A 24,168-nucleotide genomic window follows, 5' to 3' on the forward strand; every position below is an offset into this window, starting at 1 on the left:
CCCAGGTCAGGCCGATCAGCATCGCCAGCGAAGGCAGCACGAACAGCGCCCCGGCCGCGATGCCGCCACGGGTGCCGTGCAGCAGCCAGCCGATGTAGGTCGCGAGCTGCTGCGCTTCCGGGCCGGGCAGCACCATGCAGTAGTTCAGCGCGTGCAGGAAACGACGTTCGGAAATCCAGCGCCGGCGATCGACCAGCTCCTGATGCATCACCGCGATCTGCCCGGCCGGGCCACCGAACGAGACGAAGCCGAGCCACAGCCAAAAGCGCAGCGCTACCCCGAATGACACCGGGGCAGGGCGCGGCAGCGTTTCGGCGATCACGGTCGGATTTTCAGGAAGGGTAGTCACAAGGCTCCGTCGGGCTTGAGCCCGTGCTGGAGCAGAACTTGGACGAGGATCGTCGGTACAGAGGGCGTCTGCGTGAGCCCCGGTGCGAAGTCTACCGGGCAGCTTGTGCGCCCGACAGCTTCAGGACGCGGTCACCGCTATCGGCCGTATCCGCGCGCTCTTCACCGCGTTGGCGCGGATATCGGTGATCTCGACCTGGTAACCGCCGATCACCAGCCGCGCGCCGGGGCGGGGCAGCTCCTGCATCTGCTCCATGACCAGGCCATTGAGGGTCTTTGGCCCTCCGGTCGGCAGCTTCCAGTTCAGCGAACGGTTCAGGCTGCGGATGGTCACCGAGCCGTGCACCAGCACGCTGCCATCGGCATCGAGGTAGACGTTCTTGACCCGCGTCGCCGGGTCCGAGGTGAACTCACCGACCACTTCTTCGAGGATGTCTTCGAGCGTCACCAGACCCTGGATATCGCCGTATTCGTCGACCACGAAACCGATGCGCCGCTTCTGGTCCTGGAAGTTCAGCAGCTGCTGATTCAACGGCGTGCCTTCGGGGATGTAATAGGGATCGCGGACCAGGGTCAGCAGGGTTTCGAGCGTGAGGTTGTCCTGCACGGTCAGGCGCAGCACCTTGCGCAGATGGACGATGCCCTTGAGGTCGTCGATCGAGCCGTCGAATACCGGCAGCCGCGTATGGCTGGAGGCGATGATCACTTCGCGGATCTTTTCCCAGGGCTCGGAGATGTCGATGCCGACGATCTCGTTGCGCGGAATCATGATGTCCTCGACGGTCGCCTTCTCCAGATCGAGGATCGACAGCAGCATGCGTTGATGGCGCTCGGGAATCATGGCGCCGGCCTCCGCCACCACCGAGCGCAGTTCCTCGCTCGACAGGCTGTGCGCGGCCGCATCTTCCGGGCTGACCCCGAACATCCGCAGCACGCCGTTCGACAACACGTTCACCACGTAGACCACCGGGTACACGATCCACTGCAGCGTCGTGTAGATGTAGGCCGACGGAATCGCGACCTTTTCCGGGTGCAGCGCGCTGAGCGTCTTCGGGGCGATCTCGCCGAAGATCAGGATGAACACGGTCAGCACACCGGTGGTGGCGGCGATCCAGGCGCTGCCGTAAAGCTCCAAGGTGATGATGGTGGCGATCGCGGTGGACGCCGAATGCACGGCGATGTTGCCGAGCAGGATCATGCCGATCAGGCGATCGGGCCGCTCCAGCAGCTTTTCAGCGAGCTTGGCACCGCGATGACCGGATTTCGCCAGGTGGCGCAGGCGATAGCGGTTGAGTGCCATCAACGCCGTTTCTGATCCAGCGAAGAACGCCGAAAGCAGAAGCAGGAAGACCAGCAGGATCAGCAGCGCTACTAATGTCTTGTCGTCCAACTGGAAACCCTTGACCTCCCGGACTGCATTAAACCGGACAGGCAGGGTGGCGTGTCAAGCCGGCGTCCGATTGCTGCGGGCCGCGTGGCTCAATACCAGCTGCGTCCGAGCACTTGTTCGAGGATCACCTTGGAGCCGAAATAGGCCAGCACCAGCGCGGCATAACCGGACAGTGCCCAACGTACGGCGGTGCGGCCGCGCCAGCCGTGACGCATGCGGCCCCAGAGCAGCATGCCGAAGGTCAGCCAGGCGCAGAAGCTGAGCACGGTCTTGTGGACCAGATGCTGGGCGAACAGGTTGTTGACGAACAGCATGCCGCTGACCAGGGTCAGCGACAGCAGGAAGAAGCCGAAGAAGATCAGCTGGAACAGCAGCCGTTCCATGGTCTGCAGCGGCGGCAGCCGGCGCAGCAGCGTGATGTTCGCCGGCTTGCGCAGCATGCGGTCGAGGCTCAGCGTGGCGATCGCCTGGATCGAAGCCAGGGTCAGCAGGCCGGCGCTGAGCAGCGAAAAGATGATGTGCAGGCCGATCTTCCAGTCGGCCAGCGGAATCGGATGGCCGTGGTCGGTGAAGAACGCCGGCGCCAGCGCCCACAGTGCGGTGATCGGGTAATGCACCACGCCGAGCGCATGCAGCGGCTCGCGGAAGCAGAACACCCAGAGCATCAGCGAGGACAGGAAGCCGAGCATCGACAGCGATTCGGCAATGCCGATCACCAGGTTCGATCCGGCGATCACCTGCTGGCTCAGCGCGGCGGCGTGGGCGAGCAGCGCCACGGTCAGCACCAGATGTTCGCCCTCGACCTTGACACGCAGCGCACGCCAGCCGGCGATGGCGTACAGGATGGCGGCGATCAGGCTGAAAGTGAGGGACATGGGCGTTCGTTGTCGGCTGACCGGATAGTAGCGTGCCGCAGGCAGCCTCGGAACAATGACCGGTGTCTGCGAGGGCGACAACGAAAATGCGCGTGCTAGATTTGCCGCTCGAACTCACTGCTGGATGCGATGCAGATCAGGATTCTCGGATGTAGCGGCGGTATCGGGCCGGGTCTGCGGACCACGACCCTGCTGATCGACGGCGCGCTGCTGATCGACGCCGGCACCGGCGTCGGCGATCTGCAGCCGGCCGAACTCGCCGCGATCAAGACCGTGCTGCTGACCCACGCCCATCTCGATCACATCTGCGGCCTGGCGTTCATGGCCGACAACCTGTTCGGCGAGATCGATCACCCGCTCAAGGTGCATGCGATCCCGGAGGCGCTTGCCGTGCTGCGCGAACACATTTTCAACTGGAAGGTGTGGCCGGATTTCACCGCGCTGCCGGACGCTGAACATCCGCTGATCGTGCTGGAGCCGCTGGTGCCGGCCACGTCGCTGAAGCTCGGTGCCTTGTCGATCACGCCGTTCGGGGTGTCGCACACGGTGCCGGCGGTGGGTTTCGTCGTCGACGACGGCCGAGGCGTGTTCGCGTTCAGCGGCGATACCTTTGCCCATGACCGGATCTGGGACTTCCTCAATGCCCTGCCGCGCCTCGATCATCTGATGATCGAAGTGGCGTTCCCGAACCACGAAGACGCGCTGGCGCAGCGGGCGCGGCATTTCACGCCGGGCCGTCTCGGCAGCGAGCTGGGCAAGCTCAGGCACCGGCCGATGCTCCATCTGACCCACGCCAAGCCGGGCTCCGAAACGCTGATCGCCGAGCAATGCACGGTGGCGCTGGCCGGTTGGCAGTACCGGCACTTGCGGATCGGCGACGAGATCGTCGTCTAAAGGCAAAAGCCGGGCTCACGCAAAGCCGCAAAGAAAAGCCTGAGCAGTAAAAATTTTTGATTCTCTCCGCGTCTTTGCGTCTTTGCGTGAGATAGCTTTTCGCTGGTTCCGGCGCGAGATGAAGCAGTTCACGCCGCGCCCTCCTGCATAATTGCGCCGTCCCGCAATACCCAACCGACGTCTGCCCATGTTCGAGAATCTGAGTTCCCGCCTGACCCGCACGCTCGACGCGCTGCGTGGCCAGGGTCGCCTGACCGAAGACCAGGTCAACACCGCTGCCCGCGAGCTGCGCATGGCGCTGCTCGAAGCGGATGTGGCGCTGCCGGTGGTTCGCGAGTTCATCGAGAAGGTCAAGGCACGCGCGGTCGGCACCGAAGTCACCGAAAGCCTGACGCCGGGCCAGGCGATGCTGCGTGTGGTGCAGCAGGAATTGACGGCGACGCTCGGCGGCACCGCCGAACCGCTGAACCTGCGTACCCAGCCGCCCGCCGTGATCCTGATGGCCGGCCTGCAGGGCTCGGGCAAGACCACGACCACCGGCAAGCTGGCGCTGCGCCTGCGCGAAGTCGACAAGAAGAAAGTCATCGTCGTCTCCTGCGACGTCTATCGCCCGGCCGCCATCGAACAGTTGCGCGTCGTCGCCGGCCAGGTCGAGGTCGAATGGTTCCCGTCGAAGCTCGGCGAATCGCCGGTCGAGATCGCCAAGGCGGCGCTGGCCCACGCCAAGCTGCAATTCGCCGATGTGCTGATCGTCGACACCGCCGGCCGCCTCGGCATCGACGAAGAAATGATGCTCGAGGTCGCGGCCCTGCACGCCGCGCTGAACCCGGTCGAAACCCTGTTCGTCGTCGACTCGATGACCGGCCAGGACGCCGCCAACACCGCCAAGGCTTTCGCCGATCGCCTGCCGCTGACCGGCGTGATCCTGACCAAGACCGACGGCGACTCGCGCGGCGGTGCCGCACTGTCGGTACGCCATGTCACCGGCAAGCCGGTCAAGTTCATCGGCGTCGGCGAGAAATCTGGCGCGCTCGAAGTGTTCCACCCGGATCGCATCGCCGCGCGGATCCTCGGCCAGGGCGACATGCTCGGCCTGATCGAGGAAGCCAGCCGCAAGGTCGATACCGAAGCCGCCGCCAAGCTCGCCAACAAGCTCAAGAACAAGAAGAGCTTCGACCTGGAAGATTTCCGTCAGCAGATGGCGCAGATGGAACAGATGGGCGACATGGGCGCGATGCTCGAGAAGCTGCCCGGCGGCGCCAAGCTGCAGGCGCAGATGAAGAATGTGAAGCCGGAGAAGGAGATCAAGCGCGCGGTCGCGATCATCAATTCGATGACCAAGCAGGAGCGCCGCTTCCCCGATCTGATCAAGGCCTCGCGCAAGAAGCGCATCGCCCAGGGCGCCGGCCTTGAAGTGCAGGAAGTGAACAAGCTGATGCGCCAGTTCGACCAGACCAAGGAGATGATGAAGAAGCTCCAGGGCGGCGGCATGGCCAAGATGATGCGGGCACTGGCTGGCCGCATGCCGCCAGGGTTCGGGCCGCCGGGGCGCTGAGTCCTGCTTGCGTAGGGCGGGCCGTGCCCGCCGTGCGCCTTTGCTAGCGAACCGAGTCGGCGGCCACGGGCCGCCCTACAGGCTTGGCATCTTCAGCAGGTCTGACGGCCGGTCGATGTCGAAGCCAGCTGCCGCGAGCGGCACTGCAATCACGCGCTCCGCATTCGCTTTCAAGACGTCACGGGCGCCGTCGTCGCTGTCCAGTTTTTGCAACGCTGGCAGGCAATCAGCCGGGAACAGGCAGGGCGGGCCGCGGTTGTCGCCGAAGCCGGAGACCAGCAGGCGATCCGGCGATTGGCGATGCAGCTCGGCCAGACGCAGCAAGTCTTTCGACGTGACTTGCGGCAGATCGGCGAGCGTCAGCAGCACACTGGCCGGCTTGCCGACGCGGGCGACCAGAGCATCGACGCCTTGCGCGATCGAACGGCCGACGCCGCGCCACCACTCCGTGGCATCGACGATGGCCAGTTCCAGCCCGATCAGTTCCGCGCGCACCAGTTCGCCGTGTGCGCCGATCACGATCTGCACCGGCAGGCCGGTTTCGATGGCGGTCACCGCAGCGTGGCGAACCAGGGTGCAGCCATTGGGCAGCCGAGCCAGTTGCTTGGCACTGCCATAACGGGTCGCTGCGCCCGCAGCCATGACCATGATGACGGGCGAAGCATTCGGAGCATTCATGCGTGGATCGGTCCAGTCGTCTGACTGAGCGACTCTGCCGCGCGACCACTGGTCACCGCAAGGATTTCCGCACTGATCGCCAGCGCGATTTCTTCCGGTGTCTCCGAACCGAGATCGAGCCCGGCTGGCGCGCGCAGTTGTTCGGCGGACAGGCCGGAGCCCGCGTACAGCCGCGCCGCCCGCTGGCGTGATCCGAGCGAGCCGAGATAGGCGAGCGGCACGTCGCCGAGCGCGCGCAGATAGTCGATGTCGCGGCCGAGGTTGTGGGTCATCACCACGGCGAAGCTGCGTGCGTCGAAGTCCAGCTGCTCGGTGATCTGCTGCGGCGTTGCCGTGACCCGGCGAACCTTGTCCGGCAGCAGGCCGCCCGACCAGACACGTTCGCCGCGATCGTCGCGGTCATCGACCAAGGTCACCTGCCAGCCGAGCACCGCAGCGATCCGCGCCAGTGCCACGGCGCCGGCGTTGATGCCGACGATGAACAGCGCATAGGGCGGAATCAGTGCTTCGAGCAGCACTTCGTAGGCATTGCCGCCGTGGGTGAAGCGCTCGACGCTCGGCGTGATCGGCAAGCGATCCAGCGCCAGATCGGCGAGCACGCCGCTGATCAGGCCGGCGCCGAATTCGTTGACGACGATGCGGCCTTCGTCGATGACCATGCGCCGCGGCTTCGGATTCATCACTGCGCCGTCGCGACGGTAGACGGTGGCCAGTACGCCGCTGCGGCGGGCGGCGAGGCAGTCGGCAGCGGCGTCGATGAAATCGAGATCGCGAGCCTTGGTCAGCGGTTCGATCAGCACTTCCAGCTCGCCGCCACAGCCGAGTTCCAGCAGCGCATCGAGGCCGGATTCGCGGTCGTAGCGGACGATTCGAGCGATACCTTCGGCAATCACTTCGCGGGCGCGGCCGATGATGTCGGCTTCCGGGCAGCCGCCGGACAGGCCGCGCACCACGGTGCCATCGCCGCAGACCAGCATCCGCGCGCCGGCGCGGCGGAAGGTCGAGCCGCTGGTCTGGGTCAAGGTCGCCAGCGCGCCGCCGCCTTGCGCGAAGCCGCTGTCGGCCAGCCTGTGCAGACCGGCGAGCAAGCTGCCGAATTCCTGGGGGGTGTTCATGGCTTCATCCGAAATGAAAAGGGCCGCGACCCCGGCTGGCGGGGTGCGGCCCGGTTGAAGCTTGCGATCAGGCGCTCAGCTGGTCGCCGAACGGCAGCTTGCGGATGCGCTTGGCGGTGGCCGCGAACACCGCATTGGCAACCGCTGGCCCGATCGGGGGTACGCCCGGTTCGCCGACGCCGGTAGGCTTTTCGGCCGAGGCCACCAGATGCACTTCGATCACCGGCATCTCGTTGATGCGCAGCATCGGGTATTCGCCGAAATTGCCTTGCACGACCTTGCCTTGATCGAAGGTGATCTCGGAATGCAGGATCGCCGCAAGGCCGAAGCCGATGCCGCCTTCCATCTGCGCCTTGATCACGTCCGGGTTGATCGCCAGGCCGCAGTCGACGGCGCAGACGACGCGATCGACTTTCAGCATGCCGTCGGCATCGATGCTCACTTCGGCCACTTCCGCGACGAAGGTGTTGAACGACTCATGCACGGCGATGCCGCGGCCGCGCTTCATGCCGGTGATCGGCGCCAGCGGCTTGCCCCAGTCGGCCTTGGCCGCCGCCAGTTCCAGCACGGCGAGGTGACGCGGCTGCTTCTCGAGCAGCGCACGACGAAACTCGACCGGATCCTTGCCGGCGGCATGCGCCAGCTCGTCCATCATCGTTTCGACGGCATACGCGGTATGCGTATGGCCGACCGAACGCCACCACAGCACCGGCAGCTTGTAGTCGACCGAGTGCAGTTCGACCTGCAGGTTGGCGATGTCGTAGCGGGTGTCCGAAGTGCCTTCGACCGAGGTGTGATCGATGCCTTCATGGACCATGTACGGCTCCAGCGCCGTGCCCTTGGCGATCGATTGGCCGACGATGCGCTGCTGCCAGCCGACCAGCTTGCCGTCCTTGTCGAGGCCGGCCTTGATCGCATGCACGAACGCCGGGCGGTAGTAGCCGCCGCGCATGTCGTCTTCGCGGGTCCAGACCATCTTCAGCGGCGCTTTCACGCCTTTCGCGTACGCAGCCTTGGCCAGGGTGGCGGCTTCGACGATGAAGTCCGACTTCGAACTGGCGCGGCGGCCGAAACTGCCGCCAGCATAGAGCTGGGTGATGCTGACCTGCTCCGGCTTCAGGCCGAGCGTGGCGGCAGCGGCGGCTTGATCGAAGGTCTGGAACTGCTCGCCGTTCCAGATCTGGCAGCTGTCGCCGGTGTAATGGATGACGCAGTTCAGCGGTTCCATCGCCGCGTGAGCGAGGTAGGGAAATTCATAGCTCGCTTCGAGCAACTTGGCCGGCTTCTTCAGCGCTACGGCGGTATCGCCACGGGTACCGGCGACCAGGCCCGGTTTGGCGGACAGCTCATGGAACTGCTTGAAGATTTCGGCCGAGCTGAGCTTGAAGGCTTCCGCCTCTTCCCATTCGACGACCAGCGCATCACGGCCCTGCTTGGCAACCCAGGTGTTCTTGGCGAGCACCGCAACGGCGGCGCGATTGACGCCCGGCACGGCATCGACGCGGATCACGTCGACGACGCCGGCCACTGCGCGCGCCTTGCTGTCGTCGAAGCTCTTGATGGTGCTGCCGAAGTTCGGTGCATGGGCGAGCACGGCGATCAGCATGCCGTCGAGCTTCACGTCCTGGGTGAACTTCGCCGTGCCATTGGTCTTGGCGGCGGAGTCCTTGCGGGTTGCCGTCTGGCTGCCGATCAGCGTGAAGTTCTTCGGATCCTTCAGCACGACGTCGGTCGGAACCGGCTGCTTGGCGGCCTTGTCGGCCATCTGGCCGAAGCTGGCTTCCTTCTTCGAAGCAGCGTGACGGATCGTGCCCTTGCTGACGGTGATCTCGGCCGCCGGCACTTTCCATTCGGCAGCAGCAGCGCTGACCAGCATCGCCCGGGCGGTGGCGCCGGCCTTGCGCATCGGCTCGTGCGAATCGGCCATCGCGGTCGAACCGCCGGTGCCCTGGCCACCGAGCAGGTTGTTCTTGTACTTGGTGACATCGGCCGGAGCAGCTTCCACCGAGACCTGCGACCAGTCGGCGTCGAGTTCCTCGGCAGCCAAGGTGGCGAGGCCGGTGAAGGTGCCCTGGCCCATTTCCAGATGCTTGGCGATCACCGTCACCGAGTTGTCGGCGCCGATGCGGATGAAGGCGTTCGGCTCGAACGCCGGGATGTTGCTGGCGACGGTCGCGGCGGTGCCGGCGTCTTTCGACGAGCAGGCAACCGGGCCCAGGCAGACGCCGATGGCCAGACCGCCGCTGCCCTGCAGGAAGCTGCGGCGGCTGACATTGATCAGCGGCGTGCTGCTGCTGGCTTTGCTGTCGTTACCGGTGATGCGTTTCATGATGCCCATGCTGATGATCTCCGGTGGGTTCAGGCCAGCGCCGTGGCGGCGTCGTGGATCGCCGCTCGAATGCGGACATAAGTCGCGCAGCGGCAGACGTTGCCGCCCATCGCGCTGTCGATGTCGCTATCGGTCGGCGCCTTGTTCTTGGCCAGCAAGGCCACGGCCGACATGATCTGGCCGGACTGGCAGTAACCGCACTGGACAACATCCAACTTGCGCCACGAAGCCTGCACTGCCGCGCCGACCTTGTCGGTGGCCGTGCCTTCGATGGTGGTGATGTTCTTGCCGGCAGCCACCGAGACCGGTGTGACGCAGGAGCGGATCGGCTGGCCATCGAGATGGACAGTGCAGGCGCCGCACTGGGCCACGCCACAGCCGAACTTGGTGCCGGTCATGCCGACTTCGTCGCGGATGAACCACAGCAGCGGCATCGCCGCGTCGCCATTGTGGGTGTGCTTGACGCCGTTGATGGTCAGATCGGTCATGGGAAGGCTCGGGAACGATAGTTGCGGAATGATAAAGGAGCGAGCGCCGACAGTGTTAACGATCGGTAACACTCGTTCGATCTTCGTCATCGGCCGCATGCCGGTTCAGCCTCTTGACGACGACAAGATGCGCCGGCTCTCTGTGCTCAATGCGCAGAGGCGAGGGCGAAGCGCGAGCAATTTACGGGCCGATCTTTCAATTTTGGGGGGCGGGCATTATCATTCCGCGCTTTCGCGTACCTTGCGTCAGCATTTCCCGAGAGTTCAAAAGATCATGATGAAGATTCGTCTGGCCCGCGCCGGAGCCAAGAAGCGCCCGTTCTACCACGTCGTTGCGACCGATAGCCGTTCGTCGCGCGATGGCAAGTTCGTCGAGCGCCTGGGCTTCTACAACCCGAACGCCCGCGGCGCCGAGCAGAAGCTGGTTGTCGATACCGCCCGCATTGCCTACTGGCAGCAGAACGGCGCTCAGGTGTCGGAGCGCGTTGCCTACCTCGTCAAGAGCGTGCCGGTCGCTGTTGCGGCCTGAAGTGTCGCAGGAAGGGGGAGATAGCTCCCGCCGGGTGACGCTGGGTCGCGTCGCCGGCGTTTTCGGTGTCAAGGGCTGGGTCAAGATCGTTTCCAACACCCGGCCGGCTGAAAACCTTCTGAAGTATCCGTTGTGGTGGCTGGGCGCGGACGATGGTTATGGGTCGGCTCTGGTCGATGCGAAAGCTCAGGTCAACGGCATCATCGCCCAGCTGTCCGGACGCGATGGCCAGCCGATCACCGATCGCGATATCGCTGCGCGGCTGGTCGGCAAGGACATTTCGGTCGATCGCACGGAACTGCCGCCGGCACCCGCTGGCAGTTACTACTGGGCTGATCTGATCGGCATGAGCGTCGTCTCCAACAACGACGAGCCGCTCGGCACGGTCACCGGCATGATGGAAAACGGTGTTCAGGATGTGCTGGTGCTGAGCGATGGCGAGGTCGAAAGACTGATTCCGTTCGTGCAGGGGCCGATCATCCTGTCAGTGGATACCGAAGCTCGGCGCATCGTCGCCGACTGGGCGCCGGACTACTGAAATGAAGCTGGATGTGGTGAGCCTGTTCCCGGCTTTCGTGGAACAGGTGGTCAAGGTTGGCATCCCGCGTAAAGCGGTTGATTGCGGCGCATTGCAGTTCCATGCCCGCGATCTCCGCAATTACAGCGACGGGGCCGACCGCCGGGTCGACGATCGTTCCTACGGGGGCGGTCCCGGCATGGTGATGGAACCGGGGCCACTGGCCGATGCGATCGCTGCCGCGAAAACGGCGATCGGTGTCGATGCCAAGGTCATTGCGTTGAGCCCGCAGGGCTTGCCGATGACCCAGGCGCTGGTGGAGCAACTGGCAGCAGAGCCGGCCCTGGTGCTGATCTGCGGACGCTACGAAGGCTTGGATGAGCGGGTCACACCGCTGATCGACTTCGAAGTGTCGCTGGGCGATTTCGTGCTGTCGGGCGGGGAACTCGCCGCGATGGTGCTGGTGGACGCGATGGCGCGCTTGCTGCCGGGCGTGCTGGGGCATGAAGGATCGGCCGAGGCCGATTCGTTCAGCACCGGTCTGCTCGATCATCCGCACTACACGCGGCCACCGTTGTGGCGCGATGCACCGGTACCGGACGTGCTGTTGTCCGGCGATCATGCGAAAATCGCGCGTTGGCGTAGAAAACAGGCGCTCGGGGCCACTTTCCTGAAGCGACCTGACTTGCTGGAAAAGCTGCAAATCAGCCGTACCGATGCCGAGCTGCTACGGGAGTTTCTATCCGAGCACTCCGGCGAGAAAAACTAGACGTCGAACGACGTCACCATTGAAACGAGGTGTTTTGACATGAGCAAGATCATTCAGGCGTTGGATGCAGAAACGATGGCCGGCAAGGTCATCCCGGATTTCCGCCCGGGAGACACGGTTGAAGTGAAGGTGAAGGTCAAGGAAGGCGACCGCGAGCGTCTCCAGGCCTATGAAGGCGTGGTGATCGCCAAGCGTTCGCGCGGCGTCAACTCCGCGTTCACCGTGCGCAAGATGTCGCATGGCGAAGGCGTCGAGCGCGTCTTCCAGAGCTACAGCCCGCAGGTCGCTGAAATCACCATCAAGCGCCGCGGCAGCGTCGCCCGCGCCAAGCTGTACTACCTGCGCGGCCGCCAGGGCAAGGCGGCTCGCATCAAGGAAAAGCTGGGCTGAGACTGAGCACGCGCGCCCACGGCGCGCGACGAAGTCCTCGAAAAGCCGGCATCGGAAACGATGCCGGCTTTTTTGTGTCCGTCGTATTGCCGGAGTTCATGCTCAACCCCTTGAAAGCCTTGCCGGATGAACCCAACAAGGCGGGGTTGGCCAACATCACCGAGAGCATTCCATGACCACCGATTCCGCCGCCCCGCAGCAATTCGAATTCCAGACCGAGACCCGCCAGCTGCTCAAGCTGATGATCCACTCGCTGTACTCGAACAAGGAAATCTTCCTGCGCGAGCTGATCTCGAATGCCTCGGACGCCGCCGACAAGCTGCGCTTCCTGGCGATCCAGGATCCGGCGCTGTTCGGCGAGGACACCGTGCTGGCCGTCGATCTGATCGTCGACAGCGCGGCTGGCACCTTGACCGTGCGCGACAACGGCGTCGGCATGAGCCGCGAGGATCTGGTCGACAACCTCGGCACTATCGCCCGCTCCGGCACCAAGGCGTTCATGGAGCAGCTGTCCGCCGACGGCAAGAAGGATGCCCAGCTGATCGGCCAGTTCGGCGTCGGCTTCTACTCGGCCTTCATCGTCGCCGACAAGGTCACGGTCACTTCGCGCCGGGCCGGCGAGACCGCAGCACACGTCTGGGAATCGACCGGCGAGGGCAGCTATTCGCTGGAACCGGTCATCAAGAACGAGCGCGGCACCGATATCACGCTGCATCTGCGCGACGACGAGAAGGAATTTCTCGAAGCCGGCCGCATCGGCCATCTGGTGCGCAAGTATTCCGACCACATCGGCCTGCCGGTGCGGCTCAAGGTCGATGACGGCGAGGTCGAGACGCTGAACAAGGCTGCAGCACTTTGGACGCGTCCAAAGTCCGAGCTGAGCGATGAGGACTACCACAGCTTCTACACCGCGCTGTCCTTCGATCCGGGCAAGCCGCTGAGCTGGGCGCATCAGAGAGTCGAAGGCAATCTCAGCTACATCTCGCTGCTCTTCATTCCGGGCGCCGCGCCCTTCGATCTCTGGGATCGCGACAAGGCCCGCGGCCTGCAGCTGTATGTGAAGCGCGTGTTCATCATGGATCACGGCGCCGAGCTGCTGCCGGCCTATCTGCGCTTCGTGCGCGGCCTGGTCGATTCCGACGATCTGCCGCTCAACGTGTCGCGCGAACTGCTGCAGGGCAATCGCAATGTCGAGAAGCTGAAATCCGCGCTGACCAAGCGGGTGCTCGACATGCTCGACGACCTGGCCAAGAACAAGCCGGATGACTACGCGAAGTTCTGGGACATCTTCGGCGCCGTGCTGAAGGAAGGTCTGGTCGAGGACGCAGTGAATCGCGAGCGCATCGCCAAGCTGTGCCGCTTCGATTCCACTACCGCGACCGATGGCGCCAAGGTGTCGCTGGCCGATTACGTCGCCCGGATGCCGGAAGGCCAGACCAAGATCTATTACGTGACCGGCGACACGCCCGCCGCTGCGCGCGCCGTGCCGCATGTCGAAGGCTTCCGCAAGAAGGGCTGGGAAGTGCTGCTGCTGTCCGATCGCATCGACGAATGGGTGGTCATGCACCTCAACGAGTTCGATGGCAAGCAGCTGGAATCCTGCGCCGTCGGCGGCGCCGATCTGGCGTCAGATGTCTCGACACCGGAGAAGGAAAAGACCGAGACCGAGTTCGCGCCGCTGCTGGAACGGCTCGGCAAATCGCTGGGCGCGAAGATCGAAAGTGCCAGATTGTCGTCACGCCTGGTCGAATCACCGGCCTGTCTGGTGGCGCCGGATTTCGGCTACAGCCGTCGTCTGGAGAAGATTCTCAAGCAGGCCGGGCAGGCCGCGCCGGCCATGCCGCCAGTGCTGGAAATCAATGCCGAGCACCCGCTGGTCGAGCGCCTCAAAGCGGCCGGCGATGCCGAGTTCGATGACCTGGCGGCGATCCTGTACGACCAGAGTGTGCTCGCCGAAGGCGGCCAGCTCGAAGATCCGGCGGCTTTCGTGCGCCGGCTCAATACGCTGATCCTGTCGAACGCCAAGCTCGAAGCGGGCCGGATCGTCATCGGCTGAGGTTCAGGCCGCACCAGTATTGAATGATCGAACGGCACGACTCGTTTCTTCGTGCCGTTTTTTTGACGCGGTTTGTCCAAAAGCTGCGGGAACAGAACTTGTAGAGACTTGCCGGGAACGGCGAGGATTTGACGTGCAGGGATCGCAACCACAGGAGCGTGGTCCGCCATCTGTGAATGGCCGCGGCTCGCGACCCCGGCTGTCCGATTGCCGGCGATCTGCGTCGATGGCCGGTGCCTCGGTGCTAACGCCGCTGGTGGTGGTGCTGACCGCCTCGATGATGCTGCTGCTGCTGCAGGGCGGCCTGATCAGTCCGAACGCCCGCATCGCACAGACGCTGGATTCGCTGATGCGTTCGATCCCGGCAACTGCGGCGCCAGAAAGCGAGCGCCGTTACGGAGCCTGCGGCGATATCTGCACCGTAGGCGGTGCCTGCCGTCATGTGGTGCTGCATGGCGGCCTGCACGGCGGCCAGAAGGTGCCGATGGAAGTGCTGACCAAGGCAGAATCCTGCCGCTGAACGCGCCCGCTGTCTTACTGCAGCAGCCGGATCGTTTCCAGGTAGCGCTTCTTCCAGATCGGCGAGGCGACTTCAACCAGGCTGACCTGCCGGCCCGAGGCTGGTGCGTGAATCATCCGGCCATCGCCCAGATACAGACCGACATGCAGGCCACCGCCGTTCTCGAAACGGTAGAACAGCAGATCGCCGGGCTGGGCCTTGCTTAGCGACAAGGACTTGCCGGCTTCGCGTTGCGACCGGGTATCGCGCGGCACGATCACCCCGGCTTCGCTGTACGCGAACTGCACCAGGCCGCTGCAATCGAAGCCGTCCGGGTCTCGGCCGCCGTACCGATAGGGACGGCCCAACTGGCCGAGCGCGGTCTCGACGATGTGCTGGCGCAGTTCCAGATGATCCGGCGTCGGCCGGCTCGCGCAGCCGCCGAGCAGGAGCGCCAGCATCAGCAGAATCGGAACGACCAGGCGGGGCAGCGACATGGCCGGCACTGTGCCAGTCGCGCGGCCCATAAAAAACCCTCGCGTCGACATTGATCGTGCGAGGGTTCTGCAGTGGCGCCTGCCGGCGACGCTTCAGCCGCCGTGGAGCTTGTCCAGATAACGCTCGGCATCGAGCGCGGCCTGGCAGCCGGTGCCGGCCGAGGTGATCGCCTGGCGGTAGACGTGATCCATCACGTCACCAGCTGCGAACACGCCTTCGACGCTGGTCGCGGTGGCATTGCCTTCGCTGCCGCTTTTCACCTTCAGATAGCCGCCAGCCATATCGAGCTGGCCTTCGAAGATGCCGGTGTTCGGCGAGTGGCCGATGGCGATGAACACCCCGGCCAGCTTGGCCTCGCGGGTGCTGCCGTCCTGCACGTTCTTGACGCGCATGCCGGTGACGCCAGTCGCGTCGCCGAGCACTTCATCGAGCGACGAGTTCCAGACGATCTCGACCTTGCCTTCCGCCTGCCGCTTGAACAGCTTGTCGTGCAGGATCTTCTCGCCCTTGAACTTGTCGCGGCGGTGCACGATGGTGACCTTGGCCGCGATGTTGGCGAGATACAGCGCTTCCTCCACCGCCGTATTGCCGCCACCGATCACCGCGACTTCCTGGCCCTTGTAGAAGAAGCCGTCGCAGGTCGCGCAGGCGGACACGCCCTTGCCCTTGAACGATTCTTCGGAAGGAATGCCGAGGTACTTGGCGCTGGCGCCGGTGGCGATGATCAGTGCGTCGCAGGTATAGCTGCCGCTGCCGCCATGCAAGGTGAACGGCCGGTTCTTCAGATCGACCTTGTCGATGTGGTCATAGATGAACTGGGTATCGAAGCGCTCGGCGTGACGGCGCATGCGGTCCATCAAGTCCGGACCCTGAAGGTGTTCGACATCACCCGGCCAGTTGTCGACCTCGGTGGTGGTCATCAGCTGGCCGCCCTGCTCGACACCGGTGATCAGCACCGGTTTCAGGTTGGCGCGGGCCGCATAGACCGCAGCCGTATAGCCGGCGGGGCCGGAGCCGAGAATGATCAGCGGGTGATGATTGCTCATGATTTTTCAGTAACGAATTGAGAAAGACCTGACGGCAGGCGCGCAGCATAAGGCCCCGCAATGCCAAGCGGTGCGGCAGTGCACCATCGGTGGCATCGAGCGGATGATGGGGACGTATTCGCCGCTTCAAAGCCCCTGTCGCGGAACGTCCACCGAGCCGCGTACCGGCAAGCCCCGTGCGATACTTTTCCGTCCCCATTGCCCCGGATTTCCCCCACATGAGTGAGCCGCGCCCCCTGATCGTGCGTCTGTTCAGCTGGATCTGGACGCTGATCGTGTTTTGCTTTCGCGCTCTGGTCATTCTTTCGCTGGTCGTCCTTGGTGTCGGTATCTGGGCCGGCAGCCGCGACCAGACACCGGTCATCGAGGACAACATCGCGCTGGCCGTGATCCCGTTCGGCGATCTCAGCGATCAGATTCCGAACGACCGCAGCCGCGCCTTCCTGCAACGGTTCAGCGACAACAAGCCGGCCCAGACCTCGCTGCGCGAAGTGGTCGATGCCATCGACGCCGCAGCCACCGATGCGCGCATCCCGTCGATCGTCGTCAAGCTCGACGACATGGCCGGTGCCGGTCTGCCGCAGCTCGAAGAAATAGCCGTCGCCCTGCGCAAGTTCCGCGCGGCCGGCAAGCCGGTTTATGCCTACGGCGATTCCTACGACCAGAAGCAGTACTACATCGCGGCGCAGGCTGATGAAATCTCCATCGATCCGCTCGGCTCGGTGCTGCTCGAAGGTTTTTCGGTCTACACCAACTACTTCAAGGACGCGCTCGACAAGCTCGGTGTGCAGATCAACGTGTTTCGCGTCGGTGAGTTCAAGTCTGCCGTCGAGCCTTACGAGCGCAACGACATGTCGCCCGAGGCCCGCACCGCGAACCAGGCTTGGCTCGGTGATCTCTGGAGCCTGTACGGCAGCACCGTCGGCGAGGCGCGCAAGCTGACGCCGGATGCCGCCAATCGCTACATCGCCGGCTTGTCGGCGGGCCTGGAGAAGCACAAGGGCGATCTCGCCGCTTATGCGCTCGAAGCCGGTCTGGTGACGCAGATCGAAACCCAGGCGGACTTCCGCAAGCGGATGATCGAACGCGTAGGCGAAGACGACGATCACGGCTCGTTCCGGCAGATCGACGCCGGCAGCTATCTGGCCGCCATCCATGCCGAAAAGGCTGCCCGCAGCACCGACAAGATGGCCGTGGTGATCGTCCAGGGCGAGATCGTCGACGGTGATGGCGAGGACAACAACGCCGGCGGCGACACCATCGCCGATCTGCTTGATCGCGCTCGCCGCGACGACAAGGTCAAGGCGGTGCTGCTGCGGGTCAATTCGCCGGGCGGCAGCGTGTTCGCCTCGGAGAAGATCCGTCGTGGCGTGCTGGCGCTGCAGGCCGCCGGCAAGCCGGTGGTCGCGTCGATGTCGACTCTGGCTGCGAGCGGTGGCTACTGGATTTCGATGGACGCCGACCAGATCTGGGCCGAGCCGACGACGATCACCGGCTCGATCGGCATCTTCGGCATGATCCCGACCATCAACGAGCCGCTGAACAAGATCGGCATCCACACCGATGGCGTCGGCACCACGCCGCTGGCTGGCGCGTTCCGCATCGACCGGCCGCTGGCCGACAGCGTCAAGACGCTGTTCCAGCTGCAGATCGAGAAGGGTTATCGCAACTTCATCGAAGGCGTGGCCAAGGGCCGCGAGATTCCGGTCGAGCAGGTCGATTCGATCGCCCGCGGCCGGGTCTGGAGCGGCAAGGCAGCGAAGGAGCTGGGCCTGGTCGATTCACTCGGCAGCTTCCAGGATGCCGAAACGGCACTGGCACAACTCGCCAAGCTCGCTCCTGGTCGCTATCAGCTCAACGAGATGCAGCCGGATCGCGATCTGTTCAAGCAACTGCTTGGCGAGCTGTTCGGCAAGGGGCAGGGCATGAGCGGCCAAGGGAATCTTTATGGTGCGCTTCTGGGCCAGCTGCCGGGCGGCGCCTTGGCAGCCCCTGCGAAGGCGATCGGCGAGGCCGTGCGTCGTCTCGACGATCCGCAGCGCGTCTACGCCTACTGCTTCTGCACGCCGGAACTCGGCGGGCGCTGAGCCAGCTGAATCAGAGGATTCCCGAGTCGGTGGTGTCTCTTGGCGCCGCCGGCTTGGTATCCGCTTCCTGGCGGACTTCCGCCAGCTCGCGCCGAAGTTCAGCCAGTTCCAGCAGCACCTGGCCGATGCCGGTCTCGTTCTTCAGGTTGACCCGGTAATCGGCTTCCGCGTGCAGGCGTTCCTTCAGCACCTGCCGGTTCTGGCTCATCATCAGCAGCGGGCCTTGCACGGCGACCAGAAAGGCCAGGAAGAAGTTGAAGAACTGGTACGGATAGGGATCGAACTGCAAGCCGGGTATTGCGTTGATGCCGGTCCAGATCGCCGTCGCGGCGATCAGCAGGATCAGGAACGACCAGCTGCCGTTCCACTGTGCAACCCGGTCGGCCAGCTTCTGCGACCAGGTCTGCTGCTCGTCGGATTCCCGGTTGATATCGCGGGACGCTGGCGAGCCGAGCAGTTCGGCGGCGGCGCGCAGTCGCCGTGACATCACCGTCAGCATCGAGATGCCGATGCGCGGCGAATGATCGAGCTGGGCAATGAAGCTGTCGCGGGTCAGTTCGACCAGCTCGGCGCCATGCGGCACGTCGACGCTGGCGCTGCGCGGCTGGTTGTCGATCAGCGCCATCTCGCCGAAGAACTCGCCGTCGCCCAGTTCCTGCAGCACCACCGGTGTCGCACCGGGCTGCGTGGCCGGCAGCAGCACGCGCACCTTGCCGCTGACGACGATGAACATCGAAGCGCCGTGCTCGCCCTTCGAGAACAGCAAGCTGCCGGGCGCGATCTTGCGCGGTAGCAGCAGCTGTTCCAGCTCGCCGAGATCGCTGTCGGAGAAGCCCTGGAACAGCGGCACGCGCTTCAGCAGTTGCAGGTAAGCAGTCACCGGAACATCCCCCGACATGGCCTTGGCTACGACTCGGACGGTCGCTCTACCAGCATTGTGCGCTTCGCTCGCCGAACCTCGTCAGGTGAAGCGCATCGACAGATCGACGGCGCGCACGTGCTTGGTGATCGCGCCGATCGAGATGCGGTCGACGCCGGTTTCGGCGATCGCCCGAATGTTCGCCAAGGTGGCGCCGCCGGAGTATTCGATCAGCGTGCGGCCGCCGGCCGCGCGGTGAGCCTGGGTCAGACGCACGGCCGCGCGGAGTTCGGAATCGGCGAAATCGTCGACCAGCAGCAGGTCGACGTCCTGATCCAGAGCGATGCGGGCTTCGTCCAGCGTTTCCGCTTCGGTCATCAGCGGCACGCCGGAACCCAGCGCTCGCGCAGCGGCGATCGCTTCGGCGATGCCACCGGCGGCGGCGATGTGGTTTTCCTTGATCAGGATGCCGTCGTACAGGCCGATGCGATGGTTGACGCCGCCGCCGCAGAGCACCGCGTACTTCTGGGCGTTGCGCAAGCCGGGCAAGGTCTTGCGGGTATCGACGATCGCCGCACCGGTGCCGGCCACCGCGTCGACGTATTCGCGCACTGCCGTCGCGGTGCCGGACAGCGACTGCAGGAAATTCAGCGCTGTGCGCTCGCCGGTCAGCAGGCTGCGCGCCGAGCCTTGCAGGCGATAAAGCACCTGATCGGCGGTGACGGGCTGGCCGTCATTGACCAGCCATTCGAGCTGCACCTCGGCGTCGAGCTGAGCGAACACCGCATCGACCCAGGCCCGGCCGCAGATCACCGCGGTTTCGCGCGAGATCACCCGCGCATTGGCCTGTTGATCGGCTGGCACCAGACGCGCCGTGTGATCGCCGCTACCCAGGTCTTCGGCAATCGCCTGGGCGACGACGGCGTCGAGATCGGTGACGTAGGCAGGCAGCGCCATCGCCATGCTCAGGGGCACGCTCACTTCGACAGCAGATGTTCGAGCAGCGCCATCTGCGCCCACATGCGGTTCTCGGCCTCATCCCAGACCACGCTCTGCGGCCCGTCGATGACTGCCGCCGACACTTCCTCGCCGCGATGTGCCGGCAGGCAGTGCATGAAGATCGCATCACGTTTGCCGCGTGCCATCAGCTCGGCGTCGATCTGGTAATCGGCGAAAGCGGCGACCCGACGCTGGTATTCGGCTTCCTGGCCCATGCTGGTCCAGGTGTCGGTGACCAGCAGATCGGCACCGTTGGCGGCGAAGCTCGCGCCGCGCAGCAGCTCGACGTGACTGCCGGCTGCGGCAACGATGTCAGCCGCCGGTTCGAAGCCCTTGGGGCTGGCGATGCGCAGCTTGAAGTCGAACAGCCTGGCGGCTTCGATCCAGGAATGGCAGACGTTGTTGCCGTCGCCGATCCAGGCTGCAACCTTGCCCTTCGGATCGCCGCGATGCTCGAACCAGGTCTGCATATCGGCCAGCAGCTGGCAAGGGTGATGGACGTCAGACAGGCCGTTGATGACCGGCACGCGGGAGGCCGAAGCCAGCGCTTCCTGATCGGCCTGGGAATCGTTGCGGATCATGATCGCGTCGCACATTCGCGACAGCACTTTCGCCGTGTCCTCGATCGGTTCGTCGCGGCCCAGCTGGGTCGCGTTCGAATGCAGGAACAGCGCGTGGCCGCCGAACTTGGCCATGCCGGCTTCGAAGCTGACGCGCGTACGCGTCGAATTCTTGGTGAAGATCATCGCCAGCGTCTTGCCCGCAAGCACGCCGTTTCGCGTCGGGCCGGACTTCTTCATCTCGATGGCGCGCAGCACGATGGCGCGCAGTTCGTCGGAAGTGAAGTCGCTGAGCTTGAGCAGGTGACGAGTCATCTCGAAATCCGGTGGAGCGCGGCCCGGGTCACGGCGGGCAGCGGGTCATGCAAAGTCTGAAAGAGAAGGTGAAAGGCCAAAAACAAAAAGGGTCGCAACCGGCGACCCTTTCAACCATAAATGAACCGGACAGCGTCCGTCCACGCGGGACGGACGTGCCCGATCTGCTGCGATCAGCTCAGGTTCTTCTCGACGAATTCCCAGTTCACCAGCGACCAGTAGTGTTCCAGGTAGGTCGGACGGGCGTTGCGGTAGTCGATGTAGTAGGCGTGTTCCCAGACGTCACAGGTCAGCAGCGGCGTGTCGCCATTGGTCATCGGGTTGCCAGCGCCGGTGGTCGACACGATCGCCAGGGTGCCGTCGGACTTCTTGACCAGCCAGGCCCAGCCCGAGCCGAAGGTGCCGATGGCGGCTTCAGTGAACTGCTTCTTGAAGTCTTCGATGCCGCCGAAGGTCTTGACCAGCGCGTCGGTCAGCTTCTTGCCGGGGGCAGCCTGGCTCGGCGTCAGGCAGTGCCAGAAAAAGGTGTGGTTCCAGATCTGGGCGACGTTGTTGAACAGTTTGCCGGACGACTTCTTGATCACGTCTTCAATCGACGCGTTCTCGAATTCGGTACCGACGATCAGCTTGTTGGCCATGTCGACATAGGCCTTGTGATGCTTGCCGTAGTGGTACTCGAAGGTCTCGCGCGACATGTGCGGCTCGAGTGCTTCGCGGGCGTAAGGCAGTTCCGGCAGGGCAAAGGTCATGGAAATTACTCGTGAAGGCGGGTTGACGGTTCCGAGGGGGTTCAGTGTCCGATGAAATGCAGTCGGACGGCGGTCGACTGCGATCCCATCGATGGCGCGATTTTAGCATTGCCGATGTGCCCGAAGGGCGGCTTCAATGTAGCTGATCCTTCCGGGTGTTAAAATCGGTCATTCCCCGCCTCAGCCATCACGGACAGGACCATGGACGCACTCGAAAGAATCAAGCAGCAGGTTACCCAGAACCCGATCATTGTCTACATGAAGGGCACGCCGGATTTTCCGCAATGCGGATTTTCGTCGCGCGTCATCAAGGCCCTCAATAGCTGCGGGGCCGAGTACGCCTACGTCAACATCTACGAAGATGAAGAGGTTTATCGCGCGCTGCCGAAGTTCGCCAACTGGCCGACCTTCCCGCAGTTGTACGTGAAGGGCGAACTGGTCGGCGGCTGCGATATCACGCTCGACCTGTTCCAGTCCGGCGAGCTGCAGAAGATGCTGAAGGAAGCGACTGTCGCTGCCTGATCGCTGCTCGGCTGTACCGAAACGCCCGCCTTGCGCGGGCGTTTTTTGTTGGGCCGCGCCACAAGAAATCTGGCGCATGGCGAGAAAGCCGTCGACAGGAGTGGCGAATACCGCCAGATCGATTGACGGCCAGCCGAAGATAACGGTAATTTGGTAATACGCCATTACCAATGAATTGCCGATGAGCGATATTGCCAGCCGACTGACGACCAAGTATCAAGCCACGATTCCGCAACCGGTCCGTGAGGCGCTAGGCCTGAAATCCGGGGATGTCGTGCGTTTCGAGATCAACGAAAGCGGCGTCGTCTACCTGCGGAAACAGCAGCCGTTCGACGCCGAGTACGCCCGCGCACTGAACGGCACCCTGGCTTCCGAATGGTCGTCCGATGATGATGAGGCGGCTTATCGTGACCTCTGAGGAGCTCGATCAGCTCGATGCCTATGACGTCGTTGTTGTGCCCTTTCCGTTCACCGATCGCGACTCTACCAAGCGCCGTCCGGCGCTGGTGCTGTCGTCAAAAACCAACTTCAACGCGGAAATCGGCCACTCGGTGCTGGCGATGATCACCAGCAGCAAGGAAGGTCGCGCTGCCTGGCCACTCGATACGCCGATCGCCGATCTTGCCGCGGCCGGTCTGCCGGCACCTTCGGTTGCCCGCATGAAGCTGTTCACGCTGGATCACCGGCTGATCCTGCGTCGTGCCGGCCGCCTGGCGGCGAGCGATCAGGCCGGTGTCAGTCTTTCGCTGCAAGCCCTGCTGGTTCGCGACGCGCTGCGCGAACAGCCTTGAGCGTGGAACTCGAAAACAAGGAGGGATCGAGATGGCAGTAGGTCTTCTGATCGTCGGTGATGAACTGCTGTCCGGCAAGCGGCCGGACAAGCACCTTCCGAAAGTGATCGAGCTGCTGAACGCGCGCGGCATCAGCCTGGAATGGGCGCATTTCGCCGGCGATGACGAACTGCAGATCGCCGAGCTGATCCGGGCTGCGCGGGCGCGCGGCGATGTTCTGCTGTCCTGCGGCGGCATCGGCGGCACCCCGGATGACCGCACGCGGCAAGCGGCAGCACGCGCTTTCGACGTGCCGATTGCCCGACATCCCGAAGCGCTGGCGATCATCGAGCGCCAGTACGGCGACAAGGCCTGGCCGAATCGTGTGCTGATGGCCGATTTTCCGCTCGGCGCGGGGCTGATTCCGAATCCGATCAACAACATTGCCGGCTTCCATATCGGCAACTGCTACTTCGTGCCGGGCTTCCCGGAAATGGCCTGGCCGATGCTCGAATGGGTGCTCGACGAGCGTCTGCGAGCCCTGCATAACGCCGAGCCGCCGGTCGAGTTCACCTTCCGCGCCTATGGCTCGGGCGGCGAGGGCGATCTGATTGATCTGATGGAAGCCACCTTGAGCGCCTATCCGCCGATCAAGCTCGCCAGTCTGCCGTTCCGCGGCACGCCGGAGCGCGAGCGGCACATCGAGTTCGGCATCAAGGGTCCGAAGGCCGATGCCGAAGCGGCGACTCGCTGGTTCCGCGAGCGGCTGCTGGCGCGCGGCGACATTCGCATCGAAGACCTGCACCAACCGTGAGCGTAAGAATGCGCGTCCGCAAAATCGCCCGAGATCTCCGCGCATGAATCCGATCGACGCCGCCCGCCTCGCCGCGCTCGAATATCACGAGTTTCCGACGCCCGGAAAACTTGCCGTCATGCCGACCAAGCAAATGGTCAACCAGAACGATCTGGCGCTGGCCTATTCGCCTGGTGTCGCGGCGGCCTGCGAAGAGATCGTCAAGGATCCGGCCAACGCCTTTCGCTACACCGCGCGCGGCAATCTGGTGGCGGTGATCACCAATGGCACGGCCGTGCTCGGTCTTGGTGCAATCGGTCCACTGGCGGCCAAGCCGGTGATGGAAGGCAAGGCGGTGCTGTTCAAGAAATTCGCCGGTATCGATGTCTTCGATCTGGAAGTCGAACAGCGCGACCCGGACAAGCTGATCGACATCATCGCCGCGCTGGAACCGACCTTCGGCGGCATCAACCTCGAAGACATCAAGGCGCCGGAGTGCTTCTACATCGAGCGCAAGCTGCGCGAACGCATGAAGATT

At 64.1% G+C, this 24,168-nt stretch carries 26 protein-coding genes and 1 pseudogene; 14 read left to right on the forward strand and 13 right to left on the reverse strand.

What is annotated here, in order from left to right; all coding sequences use genetic code 11:
* From Q0D45_RS12505 to ccsA, 3 genes are all read right to left on the reverse strand, one after another.
* Window positions 1–322, reverse strand: a 322-nt coding sequence (locus tag Q0D45_RS12505) for a chromate transporter (protein ID WP_293393296.1), incomplete at its 3' end; no start/stop codon positions are given.
* Between the two features lie 147 nt (window positions 323–469).
* Window positions 470–1,738, reverse strand: a complete 1,269-nt coding sequence (locus Q0D45_RS12510; RefSeq protein WP_022975512.1) for an HlyC/CorC family transporter — start codon at window positions 1,736–1,738, stop codon at window positions 470–472.
* Between the two features lie 89 nt (window positions 1,739–1,827).
* A complete protein-coding gene (ccsA, locus tag Q0D45_RS12515) occupies window positions 1,828–2,613 on the reverse strand; it encodes a cytochrome c biogenesis protein CcsA (protein ID WP_293393298.1) in 786 nt (261 codons plus the stop codon).
* Between the two features lie 129 nt (window positions 2,614–2,742).
* Here ccsA and Q0D45_RS12520 point away from each other — a divergent pair, with 129 nt between their 5' ends.
* Entirely contained in the window at window positions 2,743–3,507 is a 765-nt protein-coding gene (locus Q0D45_RS12520) for a 3',5'-cyclic-nucleotide phosphodiesterase (RefSeq protein ID WP_293393300.1), read from the forward strand.
* Window positions 3,508–3,694: 187 nt separating this feature from the next.
* Window positions 3,695–5,062: a signal recognition particle protein gene (ffh, locus tag Q0D45_RS12525; protein ID WP_293393301.1), complete on the forward strand. Its 1,368-nt coding sequence runs from the start codon at window positions 3,695–3,697 to the stop codon at window positions 5,060–5,062.
* A gap of 75 nt (window positions 5,063–5,137) precedes the next feature.
* Here the strand turns inward: ffh and Q0D45_RS12530 are convergent, their stop codons facing one another.
* The 4 genes from Q0D45_RS12530 to Q0D45_RS12545 form a co-directional block, all read right to left on the reverse strand.
* Window positions 5,138–5,740, reverse strand: coding sequence for a nucleotidyltransferase family protein (locus tag Q0D45_RS12530; RefSeq protein WP_293393303.1), 603 nt, complete (start codon window positions 5,738–5,740; stop codon window positions 5,138–5,140).
* Window positions 5,737–6,855, reverse strand: a complete 1,119-nt coding sequence (locus Q0D45_RS12535; protein ID WP_293393305.1) for an XdhC family protein — start codon at window positions 6,853–6,855, stop codon at window positions 5,737–5,739. Before Q0D45_RS12535 ends, Q0D45_RS12530 begins: the two co-directional genes overlap by 4 nt.
* 67 nt (window positions 6,856–6,922) lie before the next feature.
* Entirely contained in the window at window positions 6,923–9,193 is a 2,271-nt protein-coding gene (locus tag Q0D45_RS12540; protein ID WP_293393307.1) for a xanthine dehydrogenase family protein molybdopterin-binding subunit, read from the reverse strand.
* Between the two features lie 20 nt (window positions 9,194–9,213).
* Entirely contained in the window at window positions 9,214–9,672 is a 459-nt protein-coding gene (locus tag Q0D45_RS12545) for a (2Fe-2S)-binding protein (RefSeq protein ID WP_293393309.1), read from the reverse strand.
* A gap of 274 nt (window positions 9,673–9,946) precedes the next feature.
* On the opposite strand from Q0D45_RS12545, the gene rpsP reads away from it, so the two are divergent.
* The 6 genes from rpsP to Q0D45_RS12575 all read left to right on the forward strand — a co-directional run bounded on the left by rpsP (window position 9,947) and on the right by Q0D45_RS12575 (window position 14,453).
* The gene (rpsP, locus tag Q0D45_RS12550) at window positions 9,947–10,201 is read left to right on the forward strand and encodes a 30S ribosomal protein S16 (protein WP_293393339.1); all 255 of its coding nucleotides are present in this window, start codon (window positions 9,947–9,949) and stop codon (window positions 10,199–10,201) included.
* A gap of 34 nt (window positions 10,202–10,235) precedes the next feature.
* Window positions 10,236–10,739, forward strand: coding sequence for a ribosome maturation factor RimM (gene rimM, locus Q0D45_RS12555; protein ID WP_293393310.1), 504 nt, complete (start codon window positions 10,236–10,238; stop codon window positions 10,737–10,739).
* A 1-nt stretch (window position 10,740) separates the two neighbouring features.
* Window positions 10,741–11,487 (forward strand): tRNA (guanosine(37)-N1)-methyltransferase TrmD, encoded by a 747-nt coding sequence (gene trmD, locus Q0D45_RS12560; RefSeq protein ID WP_293393312.1) that lies wholly within the window; start codon window positions 10,741–10,743, stop codon window positions 11,485–11,487.
* Between the two features lie 39 nt (window positions 11,488–11,526).
* The gene (gene rplS, locus Q0D45_RS12565; protein ID WP_022975523.1) at window positions 11,527–11,877 is read left to right on the forward strand and encodes a 50S ribosomal protein L19; all 351 of its coding nucleotides are present in this window, start codon (window positions 11,527–11,529) and stop codon (window positions 11,875–11,877) included.
* A gap of 172 nt (window positions 11,878–12,049) precedes the next feature.
* Window positions 12,050–13,933, forward strand: a complete 1,884-nt coding sequence (gene htpG / locus Q0D45_RS12570; protein ID WP_293393315.1) for a molecular chaperone HtpG — start codon at window positions 12,050–12,052, stop codon at window positions 13,931–13,933.
* 226 nt (window positions 13,934–14,159) lie between these two features.
* On the forward strand, window positions 14,160–14,453 hold the full coding sequence (locus Q0D45_RS12575; protein WP_293393317.1) for a hypothetical protein: 294 nt from the start codon (window positions 14,160–14,162) through the stop codon (window positions 14,451–14,453).
* Window positions 14,454–14,467: 14 nt separating this feature from the next.
* Here Q0D45_RS12575 and Q0D45_RS12580 read toward each other — a convergent pair whose 3' ends face one another.
* Complete coding sequence (locus tag Q0D45_RS12580; protein ID WP_293393319.1) at window positions 14,468–14,929, reverse strand: C40 family peptidase; 462 nt, start codon at window positions 14,927–14,929, stop codon at window positions 14,468–14,470.
* Between the two features lie 93 nt (window positions 14,930–15,022).
* Complete coding sequence (gene trxB / locus Q0D45_RS12585; protein WP_293393321.1) at window positions 15,023–15,976, reverse strand: thioredoxin-disulfide reductase; 954 nt, start codon at window positions 15,974–15,976, stop codon at window positions 15,023–15,025.
* A 218-nt stretch (window positions 15,977–16,194) separates the two neighbouring features.
* On the opposite strand from trxB, the gene sppA reads away from it, so the two are divergent.
* Window positions 16,195–18,063: a signal peptide peptidase SppA gene (gene sppA / locus Q0D45_RS12590; RefSeq protein ID WP_293393323.1), complete on the forward strand. Its 1,869-nt coding sequence runs from the start codon at window positions 16,195–16,197 to the stop codon at window positions 18,061–18,063.
* A 10-nt stretch (window positions 18,064–18,073) separates the two neighbouring features.
* Here the strand turns inward: sppA and Q0D45_RS12595 are convergent, their stop codons facing one another.
* The 4 genes from Q0D45_RS12595 to Q0D45_RS12610 all read right to left on the reverse strand — a co-directional run bounded on the left by Q0D45_RS12595 (window position 18,074) and on the right by Q0D45_RS12610 (window position 21,545).
* A complete protein-coding gene (locus tag Q0D45_RS12595; protein WP_293393325.1) occupies window positions 18,074–18,943 on the reverse strand; it encodes a DUF1003 domain-containing protein in 870 nt (289 codons plus the stop codon).
* An 81-nt stretch (window positions 18,944–19,024) separates the two neighbouring features.
* Window positions 19,025–19,879, reverse strand: a complete 855-nt coding sequence (gene nadC, locus Q0D45_RS12600) for a carboxylating nicotinate-nucleotide diphosphorylase (protein WP_366946441.1) — start codon at window positions 19,877–19,879, stop codon at window positions 19,025–19,027.
* Window positions 19,880–19,899: 20 nt separating this feature from the next.
* A complete protein-coding gene (gene argF, locus Q0D45_RS12605; protein ID WP_293393329.1) occupies window positions 19,900–20,796 on the reverse strand; it encodes an ornithine carbamoyltransferase in 897 nt (298 codons plus the stop codon).
* Window positions 20,797–20,969: 173 nt separating this feature from the next.
* The gene (locus Q0D45_RS12610; RefSeq protein ID WP_293393331.1) at window positions 20,970–21,545 is read right to left on the reverse strand and encodes a Fe-Mn family superoxide dismutase; all 576 of its coding nucleotides are present in this window, start codon (window positions 21,543–21,545) and stop codon (window positions 20,970–20,972) included.
* A 201-nt stretch (window positions 21,546–21,746) separates the two neighbouring features.
* On the opposite strand from Q0D45_RS12610, the gene grxD reads away from it, so the two are divergent.
* The 5 genes and pseudogenes from grxD to Q0D45_RS12635 all read left to right on the forward strand — a co-directional run.
* The gene (gene grxD, locus Q0D45_RS12615) at window positions 21,747–22,067 is read left to right on the forward strand and encodes a Grx4 family monothiol glutaredoxin (RefSeq protein ID WP_022975533.1); all 321 of its coding nucleotides are present in this window, start codon (window positions 21,747–21,749) and stop codon (window positions 22,065–22,067) included.
* 181 nt (window positions 22,068–22,248) lie between these two features.
* Complete coding sequence (locus Q0D45_RS12620; RefSeq protein ID WP_293393333.1) at window positions 22,249–22,485, forward strand: type II toxin-antitoxin system PrlF family antitoxin; 237 nt, start codon at window positions 22,249–22,251, stop codon at window positions 22,483–22,485.
* Window positions 22,460–22,858, forward strand: a complete 399-nt coding sequence (locus Q0D45_RS12625) for a type II toxin-antitoxin system PemK/MazF family toxin (protein ID WP_366946440.1) — start codon at window positions 22,460–22,462, stop codon at window positions 22,856–22,858. The genes Q0D45_RS12620 and Q0D45_RS12625 overlap by 26 nt, the downstream gene beginning before the upstream one ends.
* A gap of 31 nt (window positions 22,859–22,889) precedes the next feature.
* On the forward strand, window positions 22,890–23,651 hold the full coding sequence (locus Q0D45_RS12630; protein WP_293393337.1) for a molybdopterin-binding protein: 762 nt from the start codon (window positions 22,890–22,892) through the stop codon (window positions 23,649–23,651).
* 43 nt (window positions 23,652–23,694) lie between these two features.
* Window positions 23,695–24,168, forward strand: a pseudogene (locus tag Q0D45_RS12635) (NADP-dependent malic enzyme); the annotation flags it as partial.

This window comes from Nevskia sp., from assembly GCF_023266035.1.
GTDB lineage: Bacteria > Pseudomonadota > Gammaproteobacteria > Nevskiales > Nevskiaceae > Nevskia.